At 31.9% G+C, this 1,267-nt stretch carries 1 protein-coding gene; it reads left to right on the top strand.

The window, feature by feature from the left end; all coding sequences use genetic code 11:
* The first annotated feature begins 259 nt into the window (after positions 1 to 259).
* Positions 260 to 1,159 carry an arginase gene (gene rocF / locus COE53_RS23530; RefSeq protein WP_098948805.1) on the top strand — a complete coding sequence of 300 codons (900 nt, stop codon included), beginning with the start codon at positions 260 to 262 and terminating at the stop codon, positions 1,157 to 1,159.
* Positions 1,160 to 1,267: the final 108 nt, after the last annotated feature.

The following is a 1,267-nucleotide window of genomic DNA, read 5'->3' as shown; positions in this document are numbered from 1 at the left end:
ATCCCGCTAGGCTCCACCAATATACATAAAGTTAAACCTTAGTCATTTGACTAAGGTTTTTTGTTGTATATAATCATATGATATAGCAATTAATAAGCTCAAAATGCATATGTATACAAAAAAATGTCGAGTTGACCCATTTGTTTCAAAAGATTTAAACTATTAATATAATTAATAACTTTAACAGTCAAAAAATTATATTTTTTCAAAAACAAGTAAGCGTTTTCTTTTATGAAATCAGTCGATGGGGGAAATAAAAATGTTAAAAGATATTTCGATTATTGGAGTACCATTAGATTTAGGACAAACTAGACGTGGGGTAGATATGGGGCCAAGTGCAATTAGATATGCACAGTTGCACGAACGTATTGAAAGAATGTCTTATCAGGTAGAAGACTTAGGAGATATTTTAGTAGAACGTACACCAGTTAAAGAAGATAATTCAGAACATAATTTAAAGAACTTAAAATCTGTAAAAGATACATGTGAAAAGCTTGCTGCTGAAGTTGATGAAGTTATTAAAAGAAACAGAATGCCACTAGTACTTGGCGGTGATCATAGTATTGCAATCGGTACATTAGCAGGCGTATCAAAACATTATAATAATCTTGGATTAATTTGGTTTGATGCACATGGAGATTTAAATACTGCTGAAACATCTCCTTCTGGTAATATTCATGGTATGTCTTTAGCTGTTTCATTAGGTCATGGTCACGACTTATTAACGAAAATAGGTGGTTACTTCCCTAAAGTAAAACCAGAGAACGTAATCATTATTGGTGCACGTGATCTTGATGAAGGCGAAAGAGCAATTATTAAAGAATTAGGAATTAAAGTTTATACAATGCATGAAATTGATAAAGTAGGAATGACAAAAGTAATGGAAGAAAGCATTGACCACTTAAAAGGGTGTGACGGTGTACACTTATCATTAGATCTTGACGGTCTAGATCCAATTCACGTTCCTGGAGTGGGCACACCTGTACCTGGAGGAATCACTTATAGAGAAGGCCACTTAGCAATGGAAATGCTATCTGATGCTGATATTATTACTTCAATTGAATTCGTAGAAGTTAATCCAATCTTAGACGAAAGAAATAGAACAGCAATCGTAGCCGTTGCATTAATAGGCTCATTATTAGGTGAGAAATTACTTTAATTTTTAAATAAAATTCAAACGGTCAATATGGATAAAGTTAAAAATATTATGCTAATTTTTAGTAAACAAATTAAAATGATTGCTTATAAATTAATGTTCGATCTTAAT

This window comes from Bacillus sp. AFS029533, from assembly GCF_002585125.1.
Classification (GTDB): domain Bacteria; phylum Bacillota; class Bacilli; order Bacillales; family Bacillaceae_G; genus Gottfriedia; species Gottfriedia luciferensis_B.
This window is presented reverse-complemented; position numbering and strand designations above follow the sequence as displayed.

Coding starts and splice junctions, on each gene's coding strand:
- rocF (WP_098948805.1), top strand. CDS start 260: ATGTTAAAAGATATTTCGATTATTGGAGTACCATTAGATTTAGGACAA.